Here is a 25,277-nt window from a genome sequence, read left to right on the forward strand (position 1 = left end):
GTCATGATGGATTTTTCACCCTTGATGCTTGACTAATAGCTAAACAGTCAGCTTCTGCCCACCAAATATAGATAGGTGTGTGACAATCTGGTAAGCTGCCAAAAGTGTTGGGTTGTAAAACATTAACATTTATACCATTGGCTAATTCCACAACATAATTAACATGAGTACCCAAATACATGATATTAATTAACCTGCCTTCAAAGCAGTTGCTGAGTAAATTTGGTTGATAAAGAGAAATTTGAATTTTTTCTGGACGCACACTTAATACTACTGCTTCCAATAATCCAGTAGGTGTATCTTCTGTACGAGCAGCAACAATAGATAGTCCTGTTTTGGTCAACACTTTGACACACTCAGGCTCAACTGTGGTAATTTCTCCACTGAATAAATTAGTATCACCAATAAAATCAGCGACAAAAGCGGTTTGAGGATGTTCGTAAATTTCGCTGGGAGTACCAACTTGTTCAATTTTGCCTTGATTCATCACCGCAATGCGATCAGATAAAGATAATGCTTCTTCCTGATCGTGTGTGACCATCACAAATGTTAATCCTAACTCCTTGTGGAGATTGCATAGTTCAACCTGCATTTCCTTACGCAGTTTTAAATCTAATGCTCCCAAGGGTTCATCTAGGAGTAAGACAGCAGGACGATTAACTAAAGCCCTAGCTAAAGCCACTCGTTGTTGTTGACCACCAGAAAGTTGAGAAGGTAAGCGCGATCGCAAACTTTCCATTTTTACGAGTTTTAAAGCTTCTGTTACCCGACTATCAACTTCGGATTTGGATATTTTTTTTAACCGCAGTCCAAAAGCAATGTTATCCCACACATTCAAGTGATTAAACAGAGCATAGCTTTGAAAAACAGTATTTATCGGTCTTCGGTAAGGAGGTACATTGGTCATCGACTGGCCTTGAATCAGCAACTTACCTGCGTCAACCCTTTCAAATCCAGCAATTAGGCGGAGTATAGTTGTCTTACCACAACCAGAAGGGCCTAAAATACTAAAAAACTCTCCCTGTCTCACATCCAAGTCCACGCCATGTACTGCTGGTTCTTGGTTGAAAAACTTGAATACGTTACGCAGTTCAACATCAAGCGGCTGAAAATTGATTACACCCCTCTGATTCTGCATCACAGTTTGAGCCATAGTCTTCAGTAGAATGCCATAATATGACGAAACTTGGTTAATCAATGTAGTCTATGTTAATAGACTACAAGTAACACTGTGGTTTATTGTAGCTGGCGAAAACACTCTTATTAAAAATATACTTGCCATTATTTTCTTCTTAATTGCGGGTGACAGCTGCAAAGCATTGATAATATTAATTTCAAGCATCTTTATTAGTATTATGGCTATATTACCATCACTACCTAGTAATCAAAAAAATACCCGCACCGTTGGGCGTGGTTTCCAGTCACTATTTTTAATCCTATTTACTTTATTAATGACATCGGGAATAGGCGCTCGTTTAGCTTATTTGCAAATTATTGACGGTCCAAAACTCCGAAAACGGGCAGAATCTAACCGAATTCGGATGATTCCCAAACAACCGGAAAGAGGCAATATTTTTGACCGTAATGGTAAACTGTTAGCAACTACTCGCTATCCTCGTTCTGTGTATTTGTGGCCAATGGCACATAAGAAGCCCTCATGGCCAGTTGTGAGCAAACGTCTAGCGCAAATCCTGGACATTTCTGAAGAGGAGATGGAAACTAAACTAGAACAAGCAGGTATTAATTCTGCTTCTCTAATTCGCATCGCTCGTAATGTGAATGAAGCGCAAATCACAGCGTTAAAGGAATATGCAACAGAACTTACAGATGTAGAAATAAATACGGAAGCTGTGCGTTATTATCCCCAGGGTAGAGAATTGGCGCATATCCTTGGCTACACCCGTGAATTAACCGCAGAACAGTTAAAAAAGAGGAAGTCTGAAGGCTATCGTCTCGGTGATGTGATCGGACAGATGGGGGTAGAAAAAGCCTATGAAAAATCACTCCGGGGTGAATGGGGTGGTCAACAAGTAGAAGTGGATGGTGCAGGTAGACCACTGCGGGTCTTGGGAGAAAAACAAGCAAAAGCAGGTAATGATTTACACCTGACTATAGATGTAGAGATGCAGAAGACAGCAGAAAAAGCTTTGGGTAATAGGAATGGGGCAATTGTGGCACTCAACCCTAACAATGGTGAAGTCTTAGCAATGGTATCCCATCCTACCTTTGACCCCAATATTTTTTCTAAACAAAAACTCTCTCAAAAAGACTGGCAAACTGTCCAAGGTGAGGAGCATCCTTTGGTCAATCGTGCATTAAGCGCCTTTCCACCTGCCAGCACCTTTAAAATTGTCACCACAACAGCGGGAATAGAATCGGGTAAATTTTCTCCGAACACAGTGCTACAAACCTATGGTTCTTTAACTATTGGTGGGACAAGATTTGGTGAATGGAATCATGCAGGATTTGGTCCCTTGGGTTTTGTGGGTGCATTGCAATGGAGTAGTGATACTTTCTTTTATCAAATTGGTAAAGGTGTAGGGGGTCCTAAATTAATTGAATGGACTCGCAAATATGGCTTTGGTGAAAAAACAGGCTTTGAGTTCTCCACGGAAGAAGCAAAAGGGTTAGTTCCTGATGAAAATTGGAAACGCAAAGTTTGGAAAATGCCTTGGACGGTAGGCGACTCTATTAATATGTCTATTGGTCAAGGTGCTTTGCAAACTACACCTCTACAAGTAGCTGTGATGTTCTCTGTCCCTGCTAATGGTGGTTATCGAGTTAAGCCACATTTACTTAAGGACAATGGAGACGCAAAAAGGTGGCGCGATTCTTTAAATATGAAGCCAGAAACTATCAAAATTCTCCGTGAAGGATTGCGGAAAGTAGTATCTGAAGGTACAGGTAAAGCCTTAAATAAACCAACTATTCCCCCAACAGCTGGGAAGAGTGGAACAGCGGAAGCTTGGAAGGGCAGATCCAAACAAAATCATGCTTGGTTTGGGGCTTATGCACCTGCGGATAAACCAGAAATTTTAATTGTGGCTTTTGCTGAACATTCCGGTGGTGGTGGTGGTAGTGTGGCTGCACCGATGATTTTAGAGATTATGGAGGATTATTTTGCCCGCAAGCATCCAGGGAAGTATCAGAAACAGGTGACAGGTGACAGGTGACAGGTGACAGGAGTCAGGAGTCAGGAGTCAGGAGTCAGAGTCAGGAGTCAGGAGTTCAGGAGTCAGGAGGAAGAAGAAAGAAGAAAGAAGAAAGAAGGAAAAAGAAAGAATTAATCTTTCCCCCTGCTCCCCCTCTCCCCCTCTCCCCCTGCCCCCTGCCTACTGCACAGGTTTAAGATTTCTGGCTTTGTAGAAGGTTTCTAAGCTGTTGCGATCGCCTACAAAACGCCAGTGCCACGGTTCATAACTCACACCTTGAACATTATTTTTGGGAAAAGACATCTCAAAACCAAACCGCGCAGCATTTGCTTGTAGCCACTGATAGGCTTTGGTATTCTCAAAAGTAGCTTGCAGGTTAGTCGCTGGTACTGCTCCATCTCCTATATCCACAGCATAGCCTGTATGATGTTCGCTATGACCAGGAGGGGCGCTGAGGGCGGCTCTTTGGGCAGGGGTTTGATTACGTTGAGCGCCCACATTAAAAAATAACTGTTCTTGTTCTTTCACTGAACGAAAGCCAGAAATTGGCGCTAAAATTACACCTGCACTTCTAGCCGCTTGTGCCATTTGCTGAAACCTTTGGGCGGCTGCTTGTCGCATTTTGATCCGGCCATCGACTGTTATTGGTAACAGTTCTGATTCTGGTGCTTCGGGATATGCTAAATGTCCCAAAACCGTATCATTATTAGTAGCTGGATTAGTGGTTGGGGTATTAGTGGCTATTGGTATAGAACTAACTGGTGTTGGTTGAGAATCAGTATTTTTCTTAGGTGCTGTAATAAAAAATAAAAAACCACTAGTTATCGCCAACAGAACAAATCCTACTACTCCCCCAATTACCAAAACTAGCGGTTGCACGCGCAGTCTAGATCCGGTATCAGGAGTATCGCGTATAGCAGCTGGAATATCATCACCAGGATCTGATGATGAGTTTTGCGGTTTTCCTGGAAACCCAGCCTTTTTCAAGTGTCCACTCCTGGTTGTGTTCAATTTTGGATTTTATAGCTTTTCTCGGTCTCATGAGGTACACCTTAATTTATTTACTGTTAAGAGTTCCCTAAGACTAAAAAACTCTGTACCTCACTAGCTTAGGAAATGCTATGGCTTTTCAAAATTCTAAATAGGAAAAAGTTAACTAAATATGTATCATTTTATATCTTTATATTTAAGTAAAATATTGATAAATCTCACCCAAGGTAGTTTAATTCTAGCGTCAATGGTGGGCAACACAGTGCGTAAGTCCTATCTTTTATGGTGATTGAGGATTGATTATAACAAAACCCTTCCGGGGCGAGGGTTATAAACAATTATGCCCATATTTTCAATGAAATGCCCACACAATTAGGCTTTCAATGGTTTTGAACCAGGTTTCCCATAAAAAGAATCGAAGAACCAATATGAGTTAGAGACTCATTAAATGTATTGTAAAACATTCCCTGTTGCTGATTCAGAGTTAAAATAGTAGGTTAATGAACCCATCCAAACAAGATTGCAAAAACATCATGGTTTCTATTCCCAAGACAGCAATCCGGTTGTATGATACTGATTTTCTAGCATGGACACAGGAAACGGCTGAGTTAATCCGTGCTGGTAAATGGGATAGGGTAGATTGGGAAGCGGTTGTTGAGGAGATTGAAAGCTTGGGAAGGTCAGATAAACGAGAGTTGAAAAGCCGATTGGAGGTATTGTTACAGCATTTGCTAAAATGGCAATATCAGCCTAGCTTGCGAAGTGGCTCTTGGCAAAATACAATTACAGAACAACGCAACCGCATTGAAGATTTATTCCAAGATAGTCCTAGTCTTAATCCTTATTTAGAAGAAGTCTTAGCTGAGTGCTACCGCAGAGGCAAAAAACTAGCAAGTAACGAAAAAGGAATTTCTCAAAATACCTTTCCAGCAGATTTACCTTACACTGTGACTCAAATTCTGGATATGGAATTTTTACCATAAACTGTATTCCCTGTCAGAGACAGGGAACAAGAAAATATTCTAGACCTAGCTATGTTTTGAAATATTTTCTCCTAAAACAAGTGATTAAACTTCAGCCTTTTGTTTAGGCTGATTCAAAGCCACAACATCTTGCAATCTAGAAATCACAAAAGACTTCTCTAAATAAGAAAATAAACCGCCGGCTTTGGGACCCCGTTCCTTATTTAAAAAAGATAGATACAAAGCCTTAAAAGCAGTCGCTTGTTGAATTTGTAATTCCTTGGTAGTGGAGAAAATCAAAGTTTGTAATTCCTCTGCTTCCCAATTGGAAATATTCTGCAAATTCTCTGTCAATTTCTGCAAATAAGTAACCTGTTCCTCAGTTAACTCATTCGCTTTTTCTGGTACTTGTTCCAAATAGAGAACTAACTTTTCTTCTTCATCAGCGTAATCTTGCAACCATTGTTGAGCCGCAGCTATTCTTTGATTAACAATTTGCTGATCATACTCAGTTAAAGGTTTTTGACTGCGTTGTACAACTTCTTCCTGAATATTCAAGCGAGGAACTTGTAACAAAGAAATCAGCGTACTAAAATCAAACGGTTGGAAGGGTTGAATTTCATCACCTAATTGCGCGTAAAATAACGGCATTAGTTCTTCAGTTAATTCAGGGGCATTAGCATACTTGTTAATCAAAGTATCGTAGTCTCTGAATAAACGAGTAATGGTTTCATAATTGGGGGCAAAATTAATTACTGTTCTCGGCTGAGTTCGCAACATTAAAAAGCGCAGTAATTCAGGAGGAAGCAAAGCTGCAATTTCCTTTGCACTCGAACCTACCCCTTTAGAAGAACTCATTTTCGTGCCATTGACGAGAATAAATTCATAGGGAGAATGAAAAGGAGGTTGCTTTTGTAAAACCTTACGAGAAATAGCATTAGCAACATCTCTAGAACCACCTTTTTGAGAGTGGTCTTTACCTGCCATTTCGATAGTTACACCTACAACATCCCACTTAGCCACCCATTCAACTTTCCAAGGTAATTTACCATTACCATTAAATGGAGAAACCCAACCGGAATGACCACAACCTTTTGTATAGTCGGTTGCATCTGGGTTGCAAGTATAAAAAACTTCAGTTCCGTTGTAATCTGTGGTTACAGTTGTGGCAATTTTGCCGCAATTTTCACAAACAACTTGAAAAGGATACCAATTATTGGGGCGGTCTGCTTTACTTACCTCTTTGTATGCTTCTCGGACTAGGTGAGCATTTTTTAAGAAAGTGTCTATATGGGAATTGAGTTTTCCAGAACGATATAAATCACGTAAAAAATAAGTTTCTGGTTTAATTCCTAAATACTCAAAAACTTCAAAAAATTCGCCGATGAAATATTTAGCGTAATCACTTGCACCTTCTGCTGGAGAAGGGACGTTACATAGAGGGAAACCCAAATAAGGAGCAAATTTTTCTTGATCAAGGTATTTGGGAACGGTATCAAGTGCGTCGTAGTCATCCACACCGTACAAGAATTTCACGGGCTTACCTGCGTGTTTCAAGGCACGGTAAATAACGTCATGGATAACCACACCCCGCAATGACCCGACGTGGACTCTACCTGATGGAGTCTTGGAATCATTAACTACGTGGTAGCCTTGTGCATCAGCAGCGATTTTATCAGCCCAAAACATTTGTCTTATGTCTTTTCACAATCTCTCTATTCTACCTCTATGATTCATTATCGGTGATGAGTTACATCAGCTTTTGGCTTATAGTTGATGCTTTAGCGTTAAAAGTTTTCATAAAATCAATACAGTTGTGCATCTGTTGTTGCATAATCTCAGCATCAGCATGAAACCGTCTTCCGTACTATAAAATTTATTTTGCACGACTTCTGATTGCGATCGCTTAGTCGAACGTCCTAGTTTAAGGATCACTGAATTGATAGTTAAGGCTCTTGATTAGTATTCAGTAATACCACGTAAAAAAATCCCTACTCCTACGTGATAGTAACTAAATTACACAGGGTGAACTATCCTCATTTATAACGAAGTGCAAAGAATCAAGAAACATTATAATAAGGTATTAAGGTTGACTAGCCCAGTAATATAAATTTTTACCCTTATTATCACTAAATTTATCTGTATGAATACGATTTTGATCATTGAAGATGAACCTCAAATCCGAGAAAACATTCAGGAAATTCTTGAGCTACAAGGGTTTGCTACTATTACGGCAGAAGACGGATGGGAGGGGTTACAGATGGCGGAAAAACATCAGCCAGATATGATTATCTGCGATCTGATGATGCCACGACTAGATGGATATGGACTGATTAAAGAATTGCGTCAAAAGCCAATCACAGCGGAAATTCCATTTGTCTTTCTGACTGCTAAAGCAGAACGTTGTAACCTGCGTCGGGCAATGGAATTGGGTGCAGATGACTACTTAACCAAACCCTTTGATGTCGAGGAACTCCTCCAGGTGATTTCCACTCGACTGGCAAAACGCCAAATTGTAACCCAACGCTACAGATATCAAATAGAGCAAATGGAATCTCAGATCAATTATCTGGCTCGTCATGATAATTTAACTGATTTACCCAATCAATTCTTTTTAGAAGAGTATTTTAATCAAATCCGTCTGCAAGCTTACAACCAGGCACAACTTCTGCCCTTGTTACTGATTGATCTAGAGATCCTCTACCGGACTAAATTATTCTTTGAACCAAGTTCGAGGCACTTATTGCTGAAAGCGGTAGCTGAACGATTAAATCAACTAAATTCCTCTAATCAGATAATTGATTTGATTGCTTATTTAAAAACTGACCAATTAGCATTGTTATTAAAGCCTGTTCAAGATAGTCAATCTGCTGCTAGTATTGCTGAACAAATTTTAGATAGTTTATCACAACCTTTTATTATCAATAATCAAGAAATCTCTGTTCAAACTAAAATTGGTATTGCTTGTTATCCCCATGATGCGCTACAACTGGGTGAATTATTGACTCATTCAGAAGTAACTTTAGAACATTATAGACTAGAAAATAAAACTTCTTATCATTTTTATAATCAAGAAATACTCAACATAGTTTTTAGAAAAGTTATTTTAGAAGCTGATTTCTGGCAAGCTTTAGAAAAAAATGAATTTCAGATTCACTATCAACCACAAATTAATATTAAAACTGGAAAAGTTGTCTGTGTGGAAGCGTTAATACGTTGGCAACACCAGGAATATGGCATGATTTCTCCAGGAGAATTTATTCCCCTTGCTGAAGAATCTGGCTTTATTATTCCCTTGGGAGAATGGATCTTAAAACACGCTTGTCAACAAATAAAAAATTTACAATTAGAAGGATTTGGTAATTTTAATTTAGCTGTAAATATATCAGCTTATCAATTTAGGCAAGAAAATTTTGTTCGCTGCGTTAATGACATTATTGCTCAAACACAATTTGCTCCAAAACTATTAGAGTTAGAATTAACTGAAACTGTATTTATTCAAGATACAAATGCAATTAAGAACAAAATAAATGAGCTAAGGAGTTATGGAGTTAAACTATCAATAGATGATTTTGGTACAGGTTATTCATCCTTTAAGTATCTCCAAGAATTTTCTTTTAATCACTTAAAAATAGACCGCTATTTTATTAGTAATATTGATAAATTGGAAAATAAGCAGTCAATTGTTAAAACTATAATTCAGTTAGCAGAGAGTCTAAATATGAATATAGTTGCGGAGGGTGTAGAAACTAACGATGAACTAAATTGGCTCAGACAAAATTCTTGTAGCATCATCCAAGGATATTTATTCAGTCGTCCGTTGACAATAGAAGACTTGAAGATTTTTTTACTGACCAAGAAATAAAAAGTCAAAAAAAACAGTTATTTAATATCAGTGATAAGAGAAAAATGAAAAATATTCTAATTATTGAGGATGAAGCTCAAATCAGAAACAATATTCGAGAAATATTGGAACTATCAGACTTTTCAGCACTAATTGCAGAAAATGGTTTACAGGGTTTGGAGTTGGCAAAATATAAAAAACCTGATTTAATTATTTGCGATCTGATGATGCCTGAATTAGATGGCTATAGCGTGTTAACTCGACTCCGGCAGGATAGTTCTACTGCTTCTATTCCGTTGATTTTTCTGACTGCTAAATCGGAATGGTCAGATTTACGTCGGGGTATGGAACTGGGTGCTGATGATTATTTAATTAAGCCTTTTCGTCCAAATGACTTGCTGCAAGCGATCGCCACTCGATTGGATAAACAAGCAATAGCTGACCAACATACTCAAGAAAAATTGAATGCTTTAACCAGTTCTATCAGTCACTCACTACCTCATGAAATTAACACTCCTCTTAATCATATTCTAGGATTGTCCAATTTATTGATGCAAGAGGCTGGGGAACTTTCCTGTGAAAATTTAGAAATGGTAGAATCAATTCATAAAGCTGCGCTGCGTTTGCACAGACTGACGCTCAATTTTCTCATGTACGCAGACCTAGAATTATTAGCATCCAATCCCGATAAAATTGAAGAACTTCGCAATAATCGTGTTCAGACTTTTGTAAAATCAGCTATTGAAAATGTAGCCGTAAAAATTGCCCAAGATGCAAATAGGTTGTCGGATTTAAGTATACAAATATCAGATGCTCTTGTCAACTTTTCTCCGGTTAATCTCAGTAAAATTGTTGAAGAAGTAATTGATAATGCTTTTAAATTTTCCTTGCCCAATACACCAGTAACAATTATCGGCTATAGCAGTGATAATTCCTTTCATTTGTTTGTCATGAACTACGGTCGAGGCATGACTAAAGACCAAATTGATAAAGTTGGTGCTTATGTCCAATTTGGACGCAAAATGTATGAACAACAAGGCACAGGTTTAGGATTATCTATTGCGAAGAGGTTGGTGGAACTTTACGGGGGTAAGTTTTTAATGGAGAGTTTACCTGGTCAAAAAACTACTATTCAAATTTTGTTTCCTCAGTAATTATTGCAGGAGGCAGGAGGCAGGAGGAAAGAATACTGACGTTTCTATGGAAAATCTGGTTCAACCTTTATTTTGGATAAAGGATTTTAGCATCTCACACAGGGAATACTAACTATAAATCTAGTTCCCTGTCCTAATTGACTATTAAATGTAATTTCTCCTTTGTGCAAATCGAGACATTTTTTCACAATTGCCAGTCCTAAACCTGTACCAGAAATCGTGCCGACGTTAGAACCACGATGAAAGGATTCAAATAAATTCATTTGATCGGCTTCAGGAATACCGATGCCACTATCACTAATAGTAAAGATCAATTTTTCATTTTCTATTGTCAAACTAAAATTAATTAAATTGTGATCAGGAGAGTATTTGATGGCATTGGTGAGAATATTTGTGAGAATTTGCTGCAACAGCTTTTTGTCAATCTGAACAATGACAGAAGTATCGGCAATTTGTCCATCTAAATTCCAAGAGAAATCAATTTTATGTTTGCTGCTGGTAGTTTCTATTTCTTCTTTGAGTTGACGACAGAAGGGAATAATATTTAAGGGTGCTGGGTTAAATTCTACTTTTTGGGCTTCAGCACGGTTAATCATGAGTACATCATCAAGGAGTTGGGTTATATGCTTGATGGTGTTTTGGACTGTCTGTAGGTGTTCCTGTTTTCTTTCTTCACTGAGGCGATCGCTAAAGTTTTGTAAAATACCCGATGATGAGGAAATAATGGCTAAGGGAGTACGAAACTCATGGGAAGCCATGGTAATAAACCGCGATTTCAATTGATTTAATTCTTTTTCTTTTTCTAGGGCTTTTTTTAATTCTATTGTCCGTTCTGCAACTCTATTTTCTAAATCTTCATTGCGTTGTGTAAGTTGTCTGAGTTCCTGATTTTGCCGTTCTAAAGATTTAATTAATTTCTGTAAATGTAAATGGGTACGTACACGAGCTAGTAGTTCTTCTTTTTGAAATGGTTTAGTGATATAATCTACAGCACCTAAACTAAAACCTTTGACTTTATCAACAGTATCAACAAGACCAGTCATAAAAATTATAGGGATACCACGAGTTAGAGGATCGGCTTGAAGTTGTTCACAAATTTCAAATCCGCTAATATCAGGCAACATAATATCGAGCAGGATTAAATCAGGAAGAATATCATGGACTTGTTGGATAGCATTTAACCCATTTGCCTCAAGTTTTACATTGTAACCTGCTGCTTTTAAAATCACATCAAGAAGTTTTAAATTCACGGGATTGTCATCAACTACTAAAATGCTGCTGCTATGGTTAGGTAAAGTGTTCACGGTTTCGTCCTTGCGATTGATAATTGGTCATTAGTGACAACTTAAGGTAAAATCGCTTGTGTCGATTCCTAATATCCTTAAATTTTTAATAAAAAGGCGGTATCAAATTGTAAGTATTCAGGATAGAGAATAAAGAATTCAAGATAATAAAGGCTTTTTTACTCAATTATGAAAAATATCCCTTTTCCCTATTCTTGATTTCATAAGCATTCTAACTCCTGACTCCTAAATTCTTACATTAAATTAAGGTATATGCTGGGTTCTTAAAACAAGAATAAATGATTTTGGTTTATTAACAAATAATCAATAACCTTAACTTTTTAGCAAGTTACAGCACAAGACGTTAATTAATGGCTTTTCGTGCCTGATTTCTTTGAAAAGGGATTTTAACTGTAAATGTAGTTCCCTGTCCTAATTGACTATTGAATGTAATTTCTCCTTTGTGCAAATCGAGACATTTTTTCACAATTGCCAGTCCTAAACCGGTACCAGAAATCGTGCCGACGTTAGAACCACGATGAAAGGATTCAAATAAATTTATTTGATCGGCTTCAGGAATACCGATGCCACTATCACTAATAGTAAAGATCAGTTTTTCATTTTCTATTGTCAAACTAAAATTAATTAAATTGTGATCAGGAGAATATTTGATGGCATTGGTGAGAATGTTGGTGAGAACTTGCTGCAACAGCTTTTTGTCAATCTGAACAATGCCAGAAGTATCGGCAATTTGCCCATCTAAATTCCCAGAGAAATCAATTTTATGGTTGCTGCTGGTAGTTTCTATTTCTTCTTTGAGTTGACGACAGAAGGGAATAATATTTAAGGGTGCTGGGTTAAATTCTAGGTTTTGGGTTTCAGCACGGTTAATCATGAGTACATCATCAAGGAGTTGGGTTATATGCTTGATGGTTTTTTGGACTGTTCGTAGGTGTTCCTGTTTTTTTTCTTCACTGAGGCGATCGCTAAAACTTTGCAAAATGCCCGATGATGAAGAAATAATCGCCAAAGGAGTACGAAACTCATGGGAGGCCATAGAAATAAACCGCGATTTTAATTGACTTAATTCCTTTTCCTTTTCTAAAGCCTGACTTAATTCTACTGTCCGTTGTGCAACTCTATTTTCTAACTCCTGTGTCATTTGCATTAGTTGCTGATTTTGTCTTTCTAAGGTTTTGCTTAACTGCCGTAACTGCAAATGGGTATGCACACGGGCAAGTAATTCTTCCTCTTGAAATGGCTTAGTTATATAGTCTACAGCACCTAAACTTAAACCCCTGACCTTATCCATAGTCTCAACCAGAGCCGTCATAAAAATTACTGGTATTGACTGAGTGAAAGGATCGGCTTTAAGTTGCTTACAGACTTCAAACCCGTTGATATCAGGCAACATAATATCTAACAGGATTAAATCGGGAATACTCAGATGAACTTGTTTGAGAACATTTAAACCATCTACCTCAATTCGCACGTTGTAGCCTGCTGCGCTTAAGGCATGATCAAGAACTTCTAAATTGGTGGGATTATCATCAACTACTAAAATGGTGGCGCAGTCAGGTAAGTTGTTCAAGGTATTGCCTCATTTCTTACTTTCTAGTTCAACTCCGTGGATTCCGTCAATTCCTCATCAATCACTGTTTGCAGAAACTCACGGGCTTTGACAATTTTATACCCGCGCAGCATTACAGCTATTTTATCTGCAAATGGGCGATAGCTTTCATCGCTTTGGATTAGTCGCTCTAGCTCTTGCTGCATTCCTTTAATTTGTCCCTGCATGGCATATTTTACTAATGTATTTAAATCAGAAGCTGGTGGAATAACCATAGGTGTGTTTGTATCAGCTTCTGATGATTTAGTATTGGTTGGTTCTACATCCGCATACATCCAATCAAGATGAAGATATTGGACTAACATCCGATAAAGTTCTTCTGCTTGTACTGGTTTAGGCAGAAAATCTTTTCCACCGGCAGCCAAGCTTTTTTGACGATCAGCATCAAATACACTGGCAGAGGAAATAATCACAATTGTGTTTTTTAACTCATCTAATTGACGTAATTGGAGCAGCATTTCCCATCCGTCCATGATCGGCATTTTGAGATCGGAAATTATCAAATCGGGATGATTTGCTAGCGCCTTTTGTAAAGCTTCTTCCCCATTTTTTGCTTCTATAACTATAAAACCCAAAGGAGTAAGTAAACTAACAATTACGGAACGATTTTCCCAGCGATCATCAACTACTAAAATTTGTCTGCGGTGTCCGGTATATCCTGTAATTTTACCTAAGTTGGTGATGGTGTTAGCTTCAGCCCAATCCTTTGCAAGAGAACACTGAAGTTCAAATTCAAATAAACTACCAATTCCCAGTTGGCTATGAACTTGCAAACTACTACCCATCATTTCTACAAAACTTTGGCTGATTGCTAAACCTAAACCAGTTCCTTCTGTCTGTCGTTTAGGTGTTCCTACTTGTTCAAAGGGCAGAAAAATTTTTTCTAGTTGCTGGGGATTCATCCCAATTCCTGTATCTTCAATTTGAAAGTGTAGTTTGACCGTAGATACCGGATTTGTTGATGATTCTGGTTCATGTTCACGCGCTGTTACCCTAAAGACGACTTTTCCCTTGTCTGTAAACTTGATGGCGTTACCTAAGAGATTAAGTAAAATTTGTCTGACCCGCTTTTCATCAAAAATTACTCCCGTCGGCAGATTTTCTGGTGCTTGGTAAATAAAATCTAAACTCTTCTGTTCGGCTTTGATACGTGCAACTTCCGCTACACCTTGGAGTACAGATGGTAGGAAGGAAGGTGCTGGATAAAGCGACATTTTCCGAGCTTCGATTTTGGCTAAATCGAGGACATCGTTAATGAGGGTGAGTAGGTGAGCGCCACATTGATAAATTACACCTATTCCCCGTCCTTGTTCTTCGTTAAGTGGTGTGCGGGAGAGGATTTGGGCATAGCCTAAAACGCCATTTAGGGGTGTACGTAGTTCATGGCTCATGTTAGCTAGAAACTCGCTTTTGGCTTGATTGGCAGTATCTGCTACTTCCTTGGCCTGTTCTAGTTGGTTGGTATATTGTTGTTGTTCTAGGAGAAGTTGTTTGACTCGTTGAATAAGTTGATTTAACGATGTGGCTAGTATGCCCGTTTCATCTTGGATGTCTGTTGGTAATTGCAGGTCAAAATTTGATTCGCGGGTAACTTGTTGAGCTATTTTGGTGACGGCTTGAATGGGAAGTGCGATCGCTCGACTGATGTATAGAGCTAAAATAATAGCGATCGCAATTGACAGCCCTAGTCCAATCAGAATAATCTGAGTGCGTAATTTTTCAGCTTCACTAAGAGCTACTTCTGCTGCGGCTTCTCGTTTTTCTGCCAGTTCATAGAAACTACTTAACTGATCTGGAAATTCGATAAAGGGAACAAATTCTGGACTTTTAACTATTGCAACTACTAGCTTTTCAGCTTGCGCTGCTCCCTCTTTTGTCGTCGTCAGTGGCTGGACTTTTTTAGCAAAATCTTGTGCTTTTTGTTCAAATCTACTGACAGTGACTTCATAGCGATCTAATAAAGGTTGTAATCCTTCCAGAGTAACTGGTTGCCCTGAATTATTGTGATCATGAAGAAGTAATCGAATTTTTTTCACCCGGTTAATTAGTTTGCTACTTTCGCGCTTAAAGGCCTGGGGATTTTGTAAATGTGGTGAAAGTTGCTTGGCTGGACGATTGTACAAAACCTCAACCTGCAATGTACTCAGGAGTTTACGCTCCTTTGAAGCTATTTGACTGGCTTGTAAAGCTTTCTGCTGATAAAAATTACCTACAGTCAGTCCTGTGATAGTTCCCCCTAGTGCAATTCCTAGAGCTATACCATATCCATAAATAATTTTGTTTCTAATACTCATTGTCGTTTTGAAAAGTATTTATTTAGTTATTGTGCTTTTGTTATCTGGAAATATTTTTTCATCAAATAAGCCCCTAACATATCCAATTCATCCCCACACTGTTCGATTTATAAACATAGAATGAATAAATTTGTTTGGAAAATGCTTAAAGGGTAAGGGCTAAAGGTTTTTTCATCCTTGGTTACATTTTCCTTAGATAACGATCTAAAAACTGTAAACAGGGTAAATAAGCCATCCCAGTATCCTAAAAGACAACCTCTAAATATAAAATATATGGTATAAATAATCTATTGTAAATATTGGAGAATATCTTTAATAAATCCTTAATTAATCCTAAGTATGATTACGGGATTTCCACAATATGAATTCTAGTTAATTCTACTATGATTCCAACTTAATTAACATAATCAATGCAAAACTAATGTAAAAAACACGAGATTTATAAAGTTAAAACAAAACAAAAACCGTAATTTCACTATTAGTATTCATTAGATACGTAAATTTAGGCTTTACGCCTTGACAAAAATCAATACATCAGGTTTTTCTTTAATTTCTTGTTAGTCCTTAATCAAACCCCACTCAATAAAGTCTTTTAAGATGGTTGCAAGTACAAAATATGGCTACAAAAATTTTTTCAGATATACAGCAAATTATTATAGATTGTCCTTTGACACTGACGGCTGAAACTCCAGTCATCGAAGCAGTCCGGTTAATGAGTCAAGTGCATGACAATTACCAGCACACTTTTGCGCTGGCATCAGATATGGAACAGCCGAATCATCTAGCGCCAGCCAGTTGTATTCTAGTGGTTGAAAACGACAAATTAGTGGGCATCTTCACCGCAAGGGATATTGTCAAATGCACCGCAATGGAACTGAATCTAGAACAAGCCACACTGGCAGAAGTAATGATTCAGAATCCAATAACCATTAAAAAATCAGAATTTACAAATATTGTTATCGCCCTGAATGTGTTTCGTCAACACAAAATTCATCATCTACCAATAGTTGATGATCAGAATTATATTATGGGTTTAGTCACACCTACGACAATACGTCAACTCGTACAAGCTACTGATCTGCTAAAAATACGTACTGTTGAAGAAGTAATGACTACTAACGTTATCCAAGCACCACTAACTGCATCCATATCGCAGTTAGCTCAATTAATGGCCAAGAATTCTGTCAGTTCTGTAGTGATTACAAAATCAGATTCCCAACCCATAGGAATTGTCACAGAAAGAGATATTGTGCAGATTCGGGCTTTGGAGTTAGATATCCTGACAATACAAGCTGACATGGTGATGAGTACACCTTTGTTTTATATATATCCTCAACAATCTTTATGGGAAGCCCATCAGCAAATGCAAAAGCAACATATCAGGCGTTTGATAGTAGTTGACCATAGCGAATCGCTTCATAAAAATCGTCATAAATTACGAGGAATTATCAGCCAAAGCAATTTAATTTATTCTCTTGACACACTAGAGATGTATGAAACTGTAAATTTTTTGCAGCAAAAAGTTGGTCAATTAGAATCGGAAAAAATGGAGATTTTGCAAACAACAAAACAAGAACTCCTCGCAAGTCAACAAGCAGAAGCAGAGCAGAAAAAACTCAATGAACAATTAGAAACCCGTTTAACTGAACGGACAAAAGAATTAATACAACTCAATGAGGTACTATTACTAGAAATTGTAGAGCGTAAACAAGCTGAGAAAAAACTGCAAAAACAGTTAGCAACCATTGAATCAACCATTGACGGCATCGCCATTCTTAAAAATGATCAATATCTCTATGTAAATAAAGCTCATCTTCAAATGTTTGGATATGATAGCCCCGAAGAATTAATTGGTAAATCTTGGCGAGAACTCTATAATCCAGAAGAAATAGCACGTTTTGAGCGGAAAGTTTTTCCCATCTTAATTAAAGAAAAATATTGGCGCGGGGAAGCAATAGCCAAGAGACGTAATGGTAATACCTTTAATCAAGAAGTATCACTAACTCTGACCCAAGATAGTGAGGTAATTTGTGTTTGTCGGGATATTACTGAAAGTAAAAATGCAGAACAAGCCCTCCAAGAGAGTGAGCAAAAGTTCCGTCAACTGGCAGAAAATCTGCAACAAGTTTTCTGGATGACTGACCCAGAACGCTCCCAAATTCTCTATATAAGTCCTGCTTACGAAAAAATTTGGGGTCGTTCCTGTCAAAGTCTTTATGAAAATCCTAAATCTTTTATAGATGCTATATATGCTGATGATAGACAAGAAGTAGAAAATTTAATGCAAAAGAAAAAAGAAGGTTTTGATATCGAATATCGCCTGATTCATTCTGACGGCTCAATGCGTTGGATTCGTGATCAAGCTTTCCCCGTCAAAGATAAAACTGGGGAAGTTTATCGAGTAGTAGGCATTGCTAAAGACATAACTGAACGGAAGCGAGCCGAACAGGATATTTTCAAAGCCTTCGCACGCGAAAAAGAACTCGGTGAACTAAAATCGCGTTTTGTGTCTATGACTTCCCATGAGTTCCGTACACCTTTAGCAGTTATTTCTTCTTCAGCCGGAATATTAAAAGATTTTGGTCACAAACTCGATGAAGAACAAAAGATAAAACATCTAGAGTGTATTCAAACCTATGTTAGACACACCACACAACTATTGGATGATATTTTATTAATTAATAAAGCCGAAAGTGGCAAATTAGCTTTTGAACCTGGTTATTTAGATTTAATTCCTTTCTGCCAGAAATTAGTCGAAGAAATACAAATTAGCGCACCAAATCACATTATTGGGTTTTTTAGTAATCCTCAATATATTGTAACTACTAACTTGGATAAAAAACTACTACGGCAAATCTTAATCAATTTACTTTCCAATGCCATTAAATATTCTCCGCAGAATAGCACAGTTAACTTTGATCTAAATATTACCGAGCAAAATGTCATTTTTTCTATTCAAGACTATGGTATTGGCATTCCTGAAGCAGACCAACTTCAATTGTTTGAATCTTTTCACCGTGCCAGCAACGTAGGTAATATTCCCGGTACAGGCTTAGGATTATCAATTGTGGCTAAATGTGTTGATTTGCATAAAGGCTCAATTACTGTAAATAGCCAACTTGGTATAGGAACGAATTTCACTGTAACAATTCCCTTGTAATCTGAAAATTCTGTCAGGAATTGGGGAATAATATAAACAAATAACTCTGTAAATTGGATCTTGAAATTATGAGCTTAATTTTAATCATAGAAGATGAAACTCAGATTCGCTTAAATCTGCAAGAAATTTTAGAACTAGTAGATTTCTCGGTTGTTACTGCTGTAAACGGCGCAATGGGTTTACAGTTAGCTAAAAACAACAATCCTGATTTGATTCTTTGTGACATCATGATGCCAGGGTTAGATGGTTATGAAGTCTTACAAGAACTGCGAAATGATCCTAAAACTGCTAATATTCCATTCATTTTTCTCACTGCTAAAGCAGACCGTAATGATTTGCGCCAAGGTATGGAAATAGGCGCTGATGATTACATCACTAAACCTTTTGAACCTTTTGAAATTATACAAGCAATACAAACAAGATTAGCAAGATATTCACTGACTCAACAGTCTCATCAACCAGAGTCCCATAAAGTAGAAAAACTCCAGCAGCAAATGAAAATAAATCAATCTAAATTGCAAAACTCCCAGCAACTTGCTCAAATACGAGAGAATATTTTAGAGCAACTCTCTCAGGAATTACGCAATCCCCTTTCTACGATTAATATGGGAATTTATATGCTCAAAGAGTCCAAAAATGATCAGGAACGGGATAAATATTTGTCGATATTACAACAAGAATGTGCAAAAGAAATTGAAATCTTGAATGAAGTTGATAGTTTGCGGGCATTGCTGACTGCTGAAAATACAAAATTGCTCAAAAATTATAAATTACTGGATTCTTAACTGGATGCTTAAATATCAGACCAACTGATAAATTTCGGCTCTATCAAGGACTTAGTAGTTTAGCGTAATATGTACTGAATAACCTAAAAATTCACCATCAGCAATGAGATAATCATGAAAGCTGTAGGTTAAATTACAGCAGATTTTAACATCTTGATTGTGCCATGATCAGCATCTATTTCTACCTCTAAACCAACCGGAATAGTAAATTTATCTTTGATATGACCAATCATAGAGCCATACCAAGCAGGAATATTTAATGGCTTGATATGTTGTTGTAATACTTGGATTAAAGTAAATGATTTTTCATCTGAAGGTTGGCAATTTGTACATTGTCCAAAAATAAACCCAGAAATTTGATTGAGAATACCAGCATTTTTTAACTGCGTTAACATTCTGTCTAGGCGATAAATATCTTCACCAATATCTTCCAAAAATAAAATACTGTGATGCCATGATGGTAAATAAGGAGAGCCTACCATTGTAGCAACAACTGATAAATTACCACCAATTAATCTACCTTGCGCTTTTCCTGGTGTAATTAATTCTCTTTTTCCTTCATTAGTGGCAGTATTTCCCATTGTTAATTGTTCTGCATTAAATAAGAGTCGCTGAAAGTAATCAACTGTAAATTGATTCCACGTAGAAGTAGCAACTGCGCCATGAAAGGTAATTAATCGACTGCGGGCATTAATTGCTAATAATAAAGAAGTAATATCGCTATAGCCAAGGATAATTTTGGGATGGGAACGAATGAGAGGATAATTAAGTAAAGGCAAAATCCGATTGCAACCCCAACCGCCACGCATAGCGATGATTGCTTTTACAGATTTATCGACAAACATGGTATGAATATCTTTAGCACGGTTTATATCTGTTCCTGCTAAATATCCATTCTGATCTAAAATATGTGCGCCTGTTTTTATTTTTAATCCTAAGTTTGTAAAAGTTTGTTTGGCATTTTCTATATCTTTGGTTTCAATGATACCCGCAGGAGAAATTAAGCCTATAGTATCGCCTATTTTTAGACGTGGTGGTTGAATAGTAGTATGTGGGGGAAGTTGGGTAGCTATGGTGGTTAGTCCCAGAGTGGTAAGAAATTGACGACGGTTGATGTACATTGGGGAGATAAAAATCTGAATAGTATAATAAAACCTCATACAGCGATACAGTAAAAGGTGCAGCATTAATAGAATTTAACTATGGCACTAAAACGGTTTATTATCGAAATGGGCATGGGTGTTGACCAGCACGGACAAGAACCCACAGTAGCAGCAGCGAGGGCGGTGAGAAATGCGATCGCACACAATGCATTACTCGGTATCATGGAAATAGCTGGGTTAAAAGACCCCAATGACATGATTGTAGAAGTCCAGATAGCCGTACCCTACCCCGAACAAGTACGGGAAGCAGAAGTATTAGCCGTCCTTCCCTTTGGTAAAAAAACCCTGACTGTAGAAGCAGGGGGAATGGTAGTTGACGGATTAGCTATACCCTCCCTCAATGATAAAAATGACGAAATGTTGATAGCAGTTGCAGCGGTGACAGTTTTAGTCGAAACTGAATAACCAAGAAGCTAACAACAACATGGTATACAGAAACTCATGAATATAGAACAACATTGGGAACAATTATTTGGATACTTGCCTATAGATGGTATTTCCATGCACGGTACATGGACTGTTTATTCACCAGAAAAACAAATTATCAAATCTGCTCAAGGCATTAGAAACTTGCGTCCCAATGCTGATAAAACAGTCATTACCCACACCAATCAATTCCCCTCACCTGATGGCAGTAAAGTAGAAAAACAATGGCAAATACCCAAAGAAACTAGTAATTTAGCTGATGGTTTACTGCATCCGGCAGATCCATCAAAAAGAGCATTAGCTCTAATGGATTATGGTAGCAGTTGTTGGATTCCTAAAAAACTAGAATCAGGACGGGGTTTTTCAGTTGAATTATTCCTCAAACATGAAGATTGGAATACTAGCATTGGTAGTATCTATAGTGAAACTGGTGATTTAGAGAAAATTTTATATATGCGGGAATATTTAAATAGTTTTCCCGAAATTGTCACAGATGGAGAAGTAACAAACTTACCGGGAAATTGGCTGGGACAAAAAAAATCTATAACTCATGATTTACAACTTTTAGCAACTGAAGAAATTAATCAGCTTGTTTTAGATCCAACCCTGGGTAATAATGAAACTTTCCACTTACCTGATGGCGTAGTTGTGAATATTCCCAAAAAATTAAACTTAGGCGCAGGATTTGAAATTATTGCTGGTAAGTTAGTTGCAGAAAATAAATACAAACGACTTACAGCCAAATATGATAATTCTGGTGCTTTTACTATGTTAATTTCAGAAGAGTTTGCAAAATTAGGTTAATAAAATGGCAGCACAATTACAAAACTGGGATAATTTCATCAAATATCATGTCAACTGTGACTGGCATGGAATCTGGTATAGATATTCTCCAGATGTTAAATTACTGGAATCATTTGCAGGTGTGAGAAGTTTTCATGCCAGTGAAGATAGTAGCGAAGTCACACATCAAAATCACTATCAGTATCAAGATGGCAAAACAGAAATTAAAACCTTTGGTCCCTACAAAAAACCAACTATCAGAGCTTTATTTTTAGATAATAGCTTTACAGCCGGTTCTGCCAAAATAGAAATTGGCTCAATTTTTGGTTTTGAAACTGGGTTTAGGTATGAAAATAGACGAGCAGAAGCCATTACCATTTATGATGAAAATGGTAATTTGCAAAAGATGACATTTATTGACGAACAACTAGGAACTTCTCCGCAAGTAGCAACTAATTTACCTCCACAAACAGTCAGCGGGAATTGGCAGGGAATAGCTAAAACCAGCACCGTAGAATTGACAACATCTTCACCAATAGTAACCTCATGGCAACCATTAGAAAATTTAGCCAAGGATCATCAAACATTGCACTTGTCTAATAGTGTTTCTATTAGTTGTCCTCAGACTATAGTTGGTGATCAAGATTTTTTTTATGTGGTAGATTGGCTGGTAAGACCTAGTTTATTACTACGTGGTATTCGCAAATATGAAGCTTCTAATTTTACGAATTTTACCCTAGAAACCTTCACTCTTAGTGATAAACTTTGATTTTCTGCGTTAAACTAAATTTATTGGGATTCATTGAGATAAATTGGGGTCATCTCTGGCTGTAAGTTCAATCACCCATTTATCTTCATCACTTCAGGTACAATGAGCCTAGAGCCTAATAAATCACTCCAAATTCAGGATATTATCGGACTTAAACCGCAACACTTTGCTGATTTAATCAGAACTGCACAATTAGTTTTTGATCCTGCTGCGGGACTTTCTGGTAGAAATGTCAAGATTGACTGGGAAGATTTTGGTATTCCTAGTGATGTAGCAGATAATCTCCGAGAACTTGGTCAAGAATATCAGTATGCTTCTCCTCACCTTCCCCCTGAAGTTGTTTGGAGTAAGTTAACCACCTCATCTCGAATTTGGTTTATTGAGAACAAAGATAGTTTGTGGCGGTTTGAAGAAATTTTCCCTGCACTTGACGAAGACTAAAAAGCTGAAATATGTTCAGCAATATACTTGGAAAGCAGGATACAGACAGTTTGTATCCTATTTTCTATTTTAAAAATTTTGTTTAATGATATGATAGATTGAGTTTTCAACTATTACTTAAAGAATGAAACTCCCAGCAATTTTGTTAATAGATTAACATTTTTGTGCGTTTTATGTTATTGTGTTTTCCAATATAATTGGAGCAGAGGTGAAGTTAATATTTCTTGATTTAATTTTTTCTAACAATCAACCCGGAACTGAATTAAAAGTGATGAAATTAAATGTTAATATCTGACAAAAGATGTTCATGAAAATTTCTGTTTTTAGGCTTTTTTTAATTTATTTAGGCTTGATATCTAGCTTTGTAGCTGTGAATTTCTACAAGACGAGTGCTGTTTTAGCAGAAGCCCCACTAGAACATTCTCAATTATTAGTTAATGGTAAAAATATTACTGTTAATAAATCTGAATTTGGGGTGAGAATAGTTGATGCTAAGGGTAAAGTTAATTTTTTCCCCACTTCTAAAGTCCCCTTGAAAAAGGGTGACGCTTATGGTTGGCGAATTAAACTGCAAAATTATCAGGGTAAGGTAAAATGGCGTGAAGTCTTGCGCTTACCAAAAGCACCAGAAACCTGGGCTACACAGGAAGATGAGAATTTTCATTTATCAGCAGATGGAACTACTGCGGTGACGAAACGTACACAAACATCTGCAAATGGTGTAATTGAAAATTTTTGGAAAATAGCTCCTGGTGATCCTCTTGGTAAACATAAAATAGAGGTTTATGTTGATGAGCGTTTAGTCGCAACTTTTGAGTTTGAAATGGTTGAATTTTAGTCAACATTCAGCATTGTTGATGAAAAATATGAATAGGTTTAACAGCCCTTCGGGCGAGGCAGAAGGAATACTTGCCTGTATCCTCTGCCGCGACCAAAGGGAGCAAGGGTTTAAGACCTCCACCAATTGAAAATTTGGTGGCTCTTGTGAATGAGTGGTCGGAATCACCTTCTAAACAAAACCTTCTGCCCTCTGCCTCCTGCCTCCTGCCTTCTTCAATGTGGTGACTTACTTATTCACGGGTTAGCAGTTCCAAGTTATGACCATTGGGGTCATAAAAGTAAAAACCTCGACCACCTTTTCTGTGATTAATTTCACCTTGATGTTGGTGCATAGGGTCGCTACTGTATTCCAAACCCATCTCCTGAACCCGTGCAAAGATGACATCAAATTCTTCATCAGTGACATGAAAAGCGTAATGGTGTGACTCAAAATTTTCTCTATTATCAAAATCAAAGGTTAATTGATCGTTCACACGCACAACAGCAAAGTGAGCAACAGGAGATTCTAGCTTTAAACCAAAAATTTGGGCAAAAAAACGTGCTGATGCTTCCTTATCGTGTGCTGGTACTATGGTATGATTTAGAGTAATTGTCATTTTATACCTCTTATTTTAGATAATACTTAATTTTAACTGCTAATAAAATTTGATAATAACTATGTTTTTATGATTGAGGTTTGAGCTTTCTTCTATCTTACAGTATACAAAAATTCTCTGCTAGTTAACACAAAATTAACCAATGTACAAAACAAGAAATTTATAAATATCAGGTCGTAATCAACAGATTACTCATAATACAAATTCACTAATCTCACAAAGCCGTGTAACAGCTTAATATCCCTGTTCAATCCATTCACGTCCAGCTTTTTCGGCTGCTTCTGGAGTGTAATAAAGTTTGCGTTCCCCAAACACCTCACCACCAGCACTAATTAACCGGAACTGCCAACAATGAGTTTCTGTATAGAATACCAACAGGGTAACATTTTCAATAATGGTAACTAAATGAACTTTGATGCACATATAGGCATCCGGTTTGATTCCTGAATTTTCCTATGTAGGAAGGCAAGAGGCAAGAGGATTTGAGAATATAAAGGTGTACCGAGTTTTGTATGGCTACGCCACGCAAGCTATCAAAAATCAAATAGGAGTCTTATATAGCAATCCTAGCAGATTTTATATTATCCATCTGACAGATTAAAATTATAAGAAATTTTGTCAACTTTAAATCTAGACAGGTTATTTTCTGTAATTTTTTCAAATGGCTAAAATAATAGATTTTGATCTACATCTTCTGGAGGAGATGACACCAGCACAAGCGGAGACTTTATTAGGGGGTTATTGTCAATTTTTACAGGGTCATCCTGATATTTACATGAGCAATCTTGCTGAGAAAATGAATAATGCCAAAAAACAAACTGGAACTATAGATAACAAGTACAGAAATCAAAAAATTAACAGCATAGATAATTCTAAAAAAATTTACGTCAATGGAGTTCTTATACCCAGTAATGGAAAACCCGTATTTATATACGGGTTTTCCTCCTGACTCCTGATGAAGATAAACTATTGTGGAGAGAAGGATGCGTCCTCTCTCTCCCAATT

General features: G+C 37.3%; 21 protein-coding genes and 1 pseudogene. 12 read left to right on the forward strand and 10 right to left on the reverse strand.

From position 1 onward, the window contains the following. Nucleotide 1: 1 nt before the first annotated feature. Complete coding sequence (locus tag ACLLO5_RS20035; protein WP_413172251.1) at nt 2–1,153, reverse strand: ABC transporter ATP-binding protein; 1,152 nt, start codon at nt 1,151–1,153, stop codon at nt 2–4. Between the two features lie 202 nt (nt 1,154–1,355). Between ACLLO5_RS20035 and mrdA the strand changes: the two genes are divergently transcribed. Then, nucleotides 1,356–3,173, forward strand: a complete 1,818-nt coding sequence (mrdA, locus tag ACLLO5_RS20040; protein ID WP_413172252.1) for a penicillin-binding protein 2 — start codon at nt 1,356–1,358, stop codon at nt 3,171–3,173. Nucleotides 3,174–3,332: 159 nt separating this feature from the next. Here mrdA and ACLLO5_RS20045 read toward each other — a convergent pair whose 3' ends face one another. Beyond that, nucleotides 3,333–4,139, reverse strand: a complete 807-nt coding sequence (locus ACLLO5_RS20045; protein WP_413176142.1) for a D-alanyl-D-alanine carboxypeptidase family protein — start codon at nt 4,137–4,139, stop codon at nt 3,333–3,335. Between the two features lie 536 nt (nt 4,140–4,675). Between ACLLO5_RS20045 and ACLLO5_RS20050 the strand changes: the two genes are divergently transcribed. Next, on the forward strand, nt 4,676–5,125 hold the full coding sequence (locus ACLLO5_RS20050) for a DUF29 domain-containing protein (protein WP_413172253.1): 450 nt from the start codon (nt 4,676–4,678) through the stop codon (nt 5,123–5,125). 84 nt (nt 5,126–5,209) lie between these two features. Here the strand turns inward: ACLLO5_RS20050 and lysS are convergent, their stop codons facing one another. Continuing rightward, nucleotides 5,210–6,793, reverse strand: coding sequence for a lysine--tRNA ligase (gene lysS, locus ACLLO5_RS20055; RefSeq protein ID WP_413172254.1), 1,584 nt, complete (start codon nt 6,791–6,793; stop codon nt 5,210–5,212). 454 nt (nt 6,794–7,247) lie between these two features. On the opposite strand from lysS, the gene ACLLO5_RS20060 reads away from it, so the two are divergent. Beyond that, nucleotides 7,248–8,969, forward strand: coding sequence for an EAL domain-containing protein (locus ACLLO5_RS20060; RefSeq protein WP_413172255.1), 1,722 nt, complete (start codon nt 7,248–7,250; stop codon nt 8,967–8,969). Nucleotides 8,970–9,013: 44 nt separating this feature from the next. Next, nucleotides 9,014–10,102 carry a response regulator gene (locus tag ACLLO5_RS20065; protein ID WP_413172256.1) on the forward strand — a complete coding sequence of 363 codons (1,089 nt, stop codon included), beginning with the start codon at nt 9,014–9,016 and terminating at the stop codon, nt 10,100–10,102. A gap of 86 nt (nt 10,103–10,188) precedes the next feature. On the opposite strand, the gene ACLLO5_RS20070 is transcribed toward ACLLO5_RS20065, so the two are convergent. From ACLLO5_RS20070 to ACLLO5_RS20085, 4 genes and pseudogenes are all read right to left on the reverse strand, one after another. Further along, on the reverse strand, nt 10,189–10,881 hold the full coding sequence (locus ACLLO5_RS20070) for a sensor histidine kinase (protein WP_413176143.1): 693 nt from the start codon (nt 10,879–10,881) through the stop codon (nt 10,189–10,191). Nucleotides 10,882–11,028: 147 nt separating this feature from the next. Further along, nucleotides 11,029–11,406: pseudogene (locus ACLLO5_RS20075) on the reverse strand (response regulator); the annotation flags it as partial. 343 nt (nt 11,407–11,749) lie between these two features. After that, entirely contained in the window at nt 11,750–12,976 is a 1,227-nt protein-coding gene (locus ACLLO5_RS20080) for an ATP-binding protein (RefSeq protein ID WP_413172257.1), read from the reverse strand. A gap of 23 nt (nt 12,977–12,999) precedes the next feature. Next, nucleotides 13,000–15,309, reverse strand: coding sequence for an ATP-binding protein (locus ACLLO5_RS20085; RefSeq protein ID WP_413172258.1), 2,310 nt, complete (start codon nt 15,307–15,309; stop codon nt 13,000–13,002). 616 nt (nt 15,310–15,925) lie between these two features. Here ACLLO5_RS20085 and ACLLO5_RS20090 point away from each other — a divergent pair. Next, nucleotides 15,926–18,469, forward strand: a complete 2,544-nt coding sequence (locus ACLLO5_RS20090; protein WP_413172259.1) for a CBS domain-containing protein — start codon at nt 15,926–15,928, stop codon at nt 18,467–18,469. A gap of 68 nt (nt 18,470–18,537) precedes the next feature. Then, the gene (locus tag ACLLO5_RS20095) at nt 18,538–19,254 is read left to right on the forward strand and encodes a response regulator (protein WP_413172260.1); all 717 of its coding nucleotides are present in this window, start codon (nt 18,538–18,540) and stop codon (nt 19,252–19,254) included. Between the two features lie 128 nt (nt 19,255–19,382). On the opposite strand, the gene ACLLO5_RS20100 is transcribed toward ACLLO5_RS20095, so the two are convergent. Continuing rightward, complete coding sequence (locus tag ACLLO5_RS20100) at nt 19,383–20,375, reverse strand: S66 peptidase family protein (RefSeq protein WP_413176144.1); 993 nt, start codon at nt 20,373–20,375, stop codon at nt 19,383–19,385. A gap of 81 nt (nt 20,376–20,456) precedes the next feature. Between ACLLO5_RS20100 and ACLLO5_RS20105 the strand changes: the two genes are divergently transcribed. The 5 genes from ACLLO5_RS20105 to ACLLO5_RS20125 all read left to right on the forward strand — a co-directional run bounded on the left by ACLLO5_RS20105 (nt 20,457) and on the right by ACLLO5_RS20125 (nt 23,674). Then, the gene (locus tag ACLLO5_RS20105) at nt 20,457–20,822 is read left to right on the forward strand and encodes a Lin0512 family protein (RefSeq protein WP_413172261.1); all 366 of its coding nucleotides are present in this window, start codon (nt 20,457–20,459) and stop codon (nt 20,820–20,822) included. Between the two features lie 36 nt (nt 20,823–20,858). Next, complete coding sequence (locus ACLLO5_RS20110; RefSeq protein WP_413172262.1) at nt 20,859–21,647, forward strand: DUF3598 family protein; 789 nt, start codon at nt 20,859–20,861, stop codon at nt 21,645–21,647. A gap of 4 nt (nt 21,648–21,651) precedes the next feature. Further along, nucleotides 21,652–22,395 (forward strand): DUF3598 family protein, encoded by a 744-nt coding sequence (locus ACLLO5_RS20115; RefSeq protein ID WP_413172263.1) that lies wholly within the window; start codon nt 21,652–21,654, stop codon nt 22,393–22,395. Between the two features lie 102 nt (nt 22,396–22,497). Then, nucleotides 22,498–22,836, forward strand: coding sequence for a hypothetical protein (locus ACLLO5_RS20120; protein ID WP_413172264.1), 339 nt, complete (start codon nt 22,498–22,500; stop codon nt 22,834–22,836). A gap of 307 nt (nt 22,837–23,143) precedes the next feature. Next, entirely contained in the window at nt 23,144–23,674 is a 531-nt protein-coding gene (locus ACLLO5_RS20125; protein WP_413172265.1) for a hypothetical protein, read from the forward strand. A 232-nt stretch (nt 23,675–23,906) separates the two neighbouring features. On the opposite strand, the gene ACLLO5_RS20130 is transcribed toward ACLLO5_RS20125, so the two are convergent. Both ACLLO5_RS20130 and ACLLO5_RS20135 read right to left on the reverse strand, forming a co-directional pair. Next, nucleotides 23,907–24,272 carry a VOC family protein gene (locus ACLLO5_RS20130; RefSeq protein WP_413172266.1) on the reverse strand — a complete coding sequence of 122 codons (366 nt, stop codon included), beginning with the start codon at nt 24,270–24,272 and terminating at the stop codon, nt 23,907–23,909. A 234-nt stretch (nt 24,273–24,506) separates the two neighbouring features. Next, nucleotides 24,507–24,695, reverse strand: a complete 189-nt coding sequence (locus ACLLO5_RS20135) for a hypothetical protein (RefSeq protein WP_413172267.1) — start codon at nt 24,693–24,695, stop codon at nt 24,507–24,509. Nucleotides 24,696–24,933: 238 nt separating this feature from the next. Between ACLLO5_RS20135 and ACLLO5_RS20140 the strand changes: the two genes are divergently transcribed. Continuing rightward, nucleotides 24,934–25,221 carry a hypothetical protein gene (locus ACLLO5_RS20140; protein ID WP_413172268.1) on the forward strand — a complete coding sequence of 96 codons (288 nt, stop codon included), beginning with the start codon at nt 24,934–24,936 and terminating at the stop codon, nt 25,219–25,221. Nucleotides 25,222–25,277 lie beyond the last annotated feature (56 nt).

Origin of the sequence: Anabaena azotica SJ-1, assembly GCF_047275885.1 — a bacterium.
In the GTDB taxonomy this organism is placed as follows: Bacteria; Cyanobacteriota; Cyanobacteriia; order Cyanobacteriales; family Nostocaceae; genus Trichormus_B; species Trichormus_B azotica_A.